The sequence below is a fragment of the Ohtaekwangia sp. genome (assembly GCF_036568665.1).
GTDB lineage: Bacteria > Bacteroidota > Bacteroidia > Cytophagales > Cyclobacteriaceae > Ohtaekwangia.
On sequence record NZ_DATCSD010000101.1, the window covers coordinates 1 to 5,285 of the forward strand.

The 5,285-nt window shown below is 43.6% G+C and carries 6 protein-coding genes; 3 read left to right on the forward strand and 3 right to left on the reverse strand.

Features of this window, described 5'->3' with window-relative positions; all coding sequences use genetic code 11:
• From VIN08_RS05370 to VIN08_RS05380, 3 genes are all read left to right on the forward strand, one after another.
• A partial coding sequence (locus VIN08_RS05370; RefSeq protein ID WP_331961352.1) for a membrane bound O-acyl transferase family-domain-containing protein occupies nt 1–443 on the forward strand: 443 nt, incomplete at its 5' end.
• Between the two features lie 36 nt (nt 444–479).
• Nucleotides 480–1,058, forward strand: coding sequence for a Crp/Fnr family transcriptional regulator (locus tag VIN08_RS05375; protein WP_331961355.1), 579 nt, complete (start codon nt 480–482; stop codon nt 1,056–1,058).
• Between the two features lie 87 nt (nt 1,059–1,145).
• Entirely contained in the window at nt 1,146–1,880 is a 735-nt protein-coding gene (locus VIN08_RS05380) for an SDR family oxidoreductase (RefSeq protein WP_331961358.1), read from the forward strand.
• 111 nt (nt 1,881–1,991) lie between these two features.
• Here the strand turns inward: VIN08_RS05380 and VIN08_RS05385 are convergent, their stop codons facing one another.
• The 3 genes from VIN08_RS05385 to VIN08_RS05395 all read right to left on the reverse strand — a co-directional run.
• Nucleotides 1,992–2,402, reverse strand: a complete 411-nt coding sequence (locus VIN08_RS05385; RefSeq protein ID WP_331961361.1) for a DoxX family protein — start codon at nt 2,400–2,402, stop codon at nt 1,992–1,994.
• Nucleotides 2,403–2,432: 30 nt separating this feature from the next.
• Nucleotides 2,433–2,819, reverse strand: coding sequence for an iron chaperone (locus VIN08_RS05390; protein WP_331961364.1), 387 nt, complete (start codon nt 2,817–2,819; stop codon nt 2,433–2,435).
• Nucleotides 2,820–3,118: 299 nt separating this feature from the next.
• Nucleotides 3,119–5,285 (reverse strand): FtsX-like permease family protein (locus VIN08_RS05395; protein WP_331961367.1); only part of this gene is annotated, 2,167 nt, incomplete at its 5' end.

Below are 5,285 nucleotides of genomic sequence, written 5' to 3' on the forward strand. Positions count from 1 at the left end.
TCTGGAGAATATCCGGAGTAGATGTTCGTGAACTGTTTCGTGCTCCGTATAAATCACGATCGCTGAAAGAATTTTGGGGCAAGCGCTGGAATCTCGCTTTCTCTGAAATGACTGCTTTGATTGCTTATAAACCTTTGAAACGTTTTGGCGTAACAACAGCCATGTTGGCGTCATTCCTCCTGTCAGGTATATTACACGAAATCGCTATATCCTTCCCCGTAAAGGCGGGTTACGGAATGCCCATGCTCTATTTTACCCTTCATGGAATATTGATGTATCTTGAAAACAAGTCGTTGATCGTACAAAAGATCATTGCCGATCGCATTGCTTCACACATCTGGGTGCTTGGATGGCTTGTTATACCTATGCCGTTGCTCTTTCATACAAGCTTTATCGAACAGGTTATGAAGCCCCTGCGCGAAATCCTTTTACAGATCGTTTAACGCGATTGATCTATATCTTGTATTTTTGGTTACGTTATGAACAATGCATTGATCGCTTACTTACTATCGCAGACACCGATCCCGGAAGAAGACAGAGTATTGATTGGTGATGCTTTTACACCGCGCTCTTTTAAAGAAGGTGACTATCTCTTTACGGGTGGCAAAGTTTGTAACGACATGTTCTTCATCTGCTCGGGTGTATTGAAAATCACGATCACCAACGAAAAAGGTATAGATGTAACACACTACTTTGTAAAAGAGAACCAGTTCTGTACCATCCTCAACAGTTTTGAGAATGGCCTGGTTGCTTACGAAAATATCATTGCCGCCTGCGATGCAGAAGTACTTGCCGTAAACCGAAGAGAGCTGCTCGTATTATATGAGAGATTACCCTATATGAAAACTCTTATTGATCGCATTACACAACAACGGCTGCTCGACAAAATACAGATCAGAAACAGCTACCTCGGAAAAGATTCTGCATCACGCTATAAGTTGTTCATGACACTGCAGCCGGATATAGCACTGCGTGTTCCGCTACAGGATATAGCTTCTTACCTGGAGATCACGCCACAGTCACTGAGCCGCATACGCAAAAATCTGCTGGACGAGTAATAGCCTTTCACAAAATTGCTTTTTACCATTTGGTAAGCGCTGCCGGATTTTCTCATCAGAACTTTGTGTCAACAAAAACAAAGACGTATGGAAAATCAAAACAGATCATTGGCCGGTAAAAAAGTAATTGTATTAGGCGGAACTTCGGGAATCGGACTTGCCGCTGCAAAAGCTGCTGCCGCAGAAGGCGCGCAGGTAAGTGTTGTATCCAGCAACAAACAACGGGTTGACCAGGCGCTGCTGGAACTTCCTGCCGGAAGCACAGGCTATGCTATAGATCTCAGCAATGAAAAAAACATTAAAGATTTTTTTGTGGCCACCGGCAAGTTCGATCATCTCATCTATACCGCAGGCGAAAATCTTACACTTAATAGTATAGCCGATCTCCAACTCGACAAAGCACGTGAATTTTTCAACCTTCGTTATTGGGGAGCACTGGCTGCTGTAAAATATGCATCGCCCTATATTAACGCAGGCGGATCGATCAGCCTCACCAGCGGCATTGCCAGCACCAGACCCGGCAGCGGTTGGAGTATCGCATCGAGTATATGTGGTGCGATGGAAGGATTGGTTCGTGCATTGGCAGTAGAGCTTGCACCTATACGTGTAAACAGCGTAGTGCCCGGTGTAGTAAAAACCAACCTGTGGAACAGCATGACACCTGCCGATCGTGAAAGTTTATATACCAACGTAGGCAATTCGCTATTGGTAAAACGTGTAGGCGAAGCTGAAGATATAGCACAAACTTTTCTATACCTGATGAAACAACAATTTGGCACAGGGCAAAATATAGTAGTGGATGGCGGAACGGTGCTTGTATAGCTACAGGCTGCTGGCTACAAGCTGCCGGAACAATAGCAGAAAGCTTAAAGCGTAAAACTGAAAGTAAAAACACCACTTTCTACTTTACGCTTTATACTTTTAGCTTACTCTTTAAGCTTCGTCTTTGCGCAACGGTATCAATGTACGCAATTTGCTATCGCGGAGATATAGGCCGGCCCATACCAACACACCAAATGAGAGAGAGAAATATACCGGCATGTGGGCATGCACCATGGTAGCGGTAGCTCCTCCGAGATATCCGGTTAAGAGTATAGCACCCAGAATAGCGGTGCGCGGAATAATATAGAAAATTGTACAGGCAGTAAGTATTATACCGAGTGGCTGCACAAAGCTGTCGGAAAATCCGAATTGCGTGGTGCCTTGCACGTGATGTGACTCTCTGAAAATTTTCATAATCCCATCGGCTAATAAAAAGAGTATACAGAGCCAGCTGATAATGCGGCCCGACCAGAGTGCAACATTAGAAGGTGTTTTGGTAGCTTCAATTTTTACAGTTTCCATAATCTTTATGTTTATATATAGGGTATGTTGTTATTTCTTTAGTTTACTTGCCTTGAGTGCAGTATTCTCATCAATGCGCGCCTTTACAATTTTTTTCACCAGGGCAACCGGTATAGGTTCATCCATCGGGAATCGTATCGTGCCGGTAGCGATACTATATTTCTGAATGTCTTTTGTGAAAGACTCGAGAATAGATTTACTCATCACATAAAAGCCAATGTGATTTTGTGCTACACCAAAACCTACCAGCATGCCATTATATTTATAGGCAGGTATCTGATAGCTGATCACTTCTTCTGCTTTTGGCGCAGCCGAGCGGATTGCCTGGCGAAGTTTTTCTACTGCAGGTAATACTGCATCGGGTACAGTAGCCATGTATTGATCGACTGTTGTAACTTTTTCCGTTCCTTTTTTCATATATACTCAGGATTGGTGTGTTTGATGATGCTAAGGTACGGCCGCATATCGGGCTTCGCGTTGTGTAAAAGCGACATTTTGTAGGGTGAATTACGACATACTGCAGGAAGTCAAAATTGTCGTAACATGATTCGGTAATAAGCCTTGCCTATAACGAACAATGGCACACGTTAACCTGTAACGCATGCCATTGATAAAACTCTATATATAGGGCTCGAGAAGAAATCGCGGGAACACTGTCAAGTAGCTGCAGGGCTCCCGCTCTTTCAATCAATCAACCCATGATTGGCTACTAATTATTATTCGGAACGTAACGACTTCACCGGGTTGGCTATTGCCGATTGTATAGCCTGCACACAGATCGTTAACAGCGCAATCAATAATGCTACACCTCCTGCGGCTAAAAATATCCACCACGAGAGGTCTATACGAAACGCAAAACTCTGCAGCCATTTATACATGGCATATCCTGCGAGGGGTGCTGCTATGCAAAAGGAAACTAACACAAGCTTCAGAAAATCCTGCGATAACAATGTCACGATGTTGGATACGTTAGCGCCTAATACTTTGCGTATACCAAACTCTTTGGTGCGTTGCTCAGCCGAGAACATAACCAATCCTAAAAGTCCCAGGCAGGATATAATGATGGCCAGTATAGCAAATCCATTGGAGAGCTTGGTGATCACCTGTTCATTGCGATATAGTTTATCATACTCCTGGTCGAGAAACTGGTAAGCAAACGGATAGTTAGGATTTATACCTTTATATACTTTCTCCAGGCTTGCCAGTGCTTCTTTTGTTTTACCGGCTTCTGTACGAACCATGATCACTCCGAAGTATTCGTACTCTTTTACATCTACAATCAACGGCCTGATCGGTTCGCGCAGCGAGTTGGTATGATAATCTTTCAGTATACCAATGATGTGCCCTTTCTTGTTCCAGGCAGACACCCATTTACCAATGGGATCTTTCAAACCCATTTGTTTCACAGCTTCTTCGTTTACCATAAATGCATCGGCAGAGTCGGTAGCAACAGCACGATCAAAGCCACGACCTTCGGCTACTTTCAAATTCATGATCTTGAGAAAATCAAATCCTACTGACACCGGGTTAAATCCTACTGATACACCACGTTCTTTACCTTCCCATTTTATAGCATCATCGTCCATATTCGATGTCTCTATAAAACCCTCGTCTTCATCAACTACAAATCCCATAGCATGTGGTGCCTCGCTGCTGCGGTCTACCAGCGTTATACCGGGCATCTTCTCTGCCTGATCCTTAAATGCTTCATAATTAGTTTGCTTCGACAGGTCGCCCTCTATACGTATATAGACCAGGTTTTCACGATCGTATCCCAGGTGCGAGTATTGTATATAGTTTGTTTGTCGAGATATAACAATGGTTACGATCAGTAATACAATAGAAATTACAAATTGAAATACGGCCAGACTTTTACGAAACCACAATACACTTTGCGTGAATCGTATAACACCTTTCAAAATTCGCACCGGCTTTAGCGATGAAAGAAATATAGCAGGGTAACTTCCGGCCACCAGTCCGGTGATCAGCATCAACCCTACTAATATACTCCAGTACGATGGGTTTGTTACAGGTGAAGCAATCTGTTTACCGGTAAAGGTGTTGAATGCAGGAAGAGCAGCGTGTACCAGCAACAACGAAAGTATCAATGCAAAAAATGATAGCACAATGGACTCACCAAAAAATTGTCCAACCAGCCCTGCACGTGAAGAACCCACTACCTTGCGCACACCAACTTCCTTAGCCCGCTTTACTGATCGCGCTGTAGAAAGGTTCATAAAATTGATACACGCTATGAGCAGAATAAATACTGCTACGCCTGTAAAGATCTCTACATATTCTATGCGACCACCCGCAGGTTTACCATTCTCGAAATTGGCACGCAGGTACATATCGTTGAATGGCTGAAGACCCAATACAATCTTGAATGGTTCATCTTTACTGAGCTGCGACTGTACATAACGGTTTATTTTTTTCTCTACATCTTTTACATCCGCATTTTCGTCTAGCTGTATCGTAGTGAGTATCTGTCCGGATGCCCATTCAAGCCGCGTCATATGCGATTGCCAGTTCAGCAGGAAGTCGAATTTCCATGAGCTGATAGCCGGAACGTTTTCAAACACAGCCGTTACTACAAAGTCCAAACGATTTTCGTATCGTATACTTTTACCAATAGCCTGCTCTGGTGTATCAAAAAACATCTCTGCCATCTTGCGAGATATAGCAATACTGCTCAGGTCATTCAGTGCAGTAGCACCATCACCGGCAATTACCGGGTAATTAAACATCTTGAAAAAATCCGGTGTAGCACGCGAGCCTTCAAGCTTATATATCTTTTCATCTACCTGAAAAGTTTCCGGGTGGCCCCAGGGCAATTCATAACCGGTAGCATAAAAATTTATATACTTTACTTCGGGCGCGGCT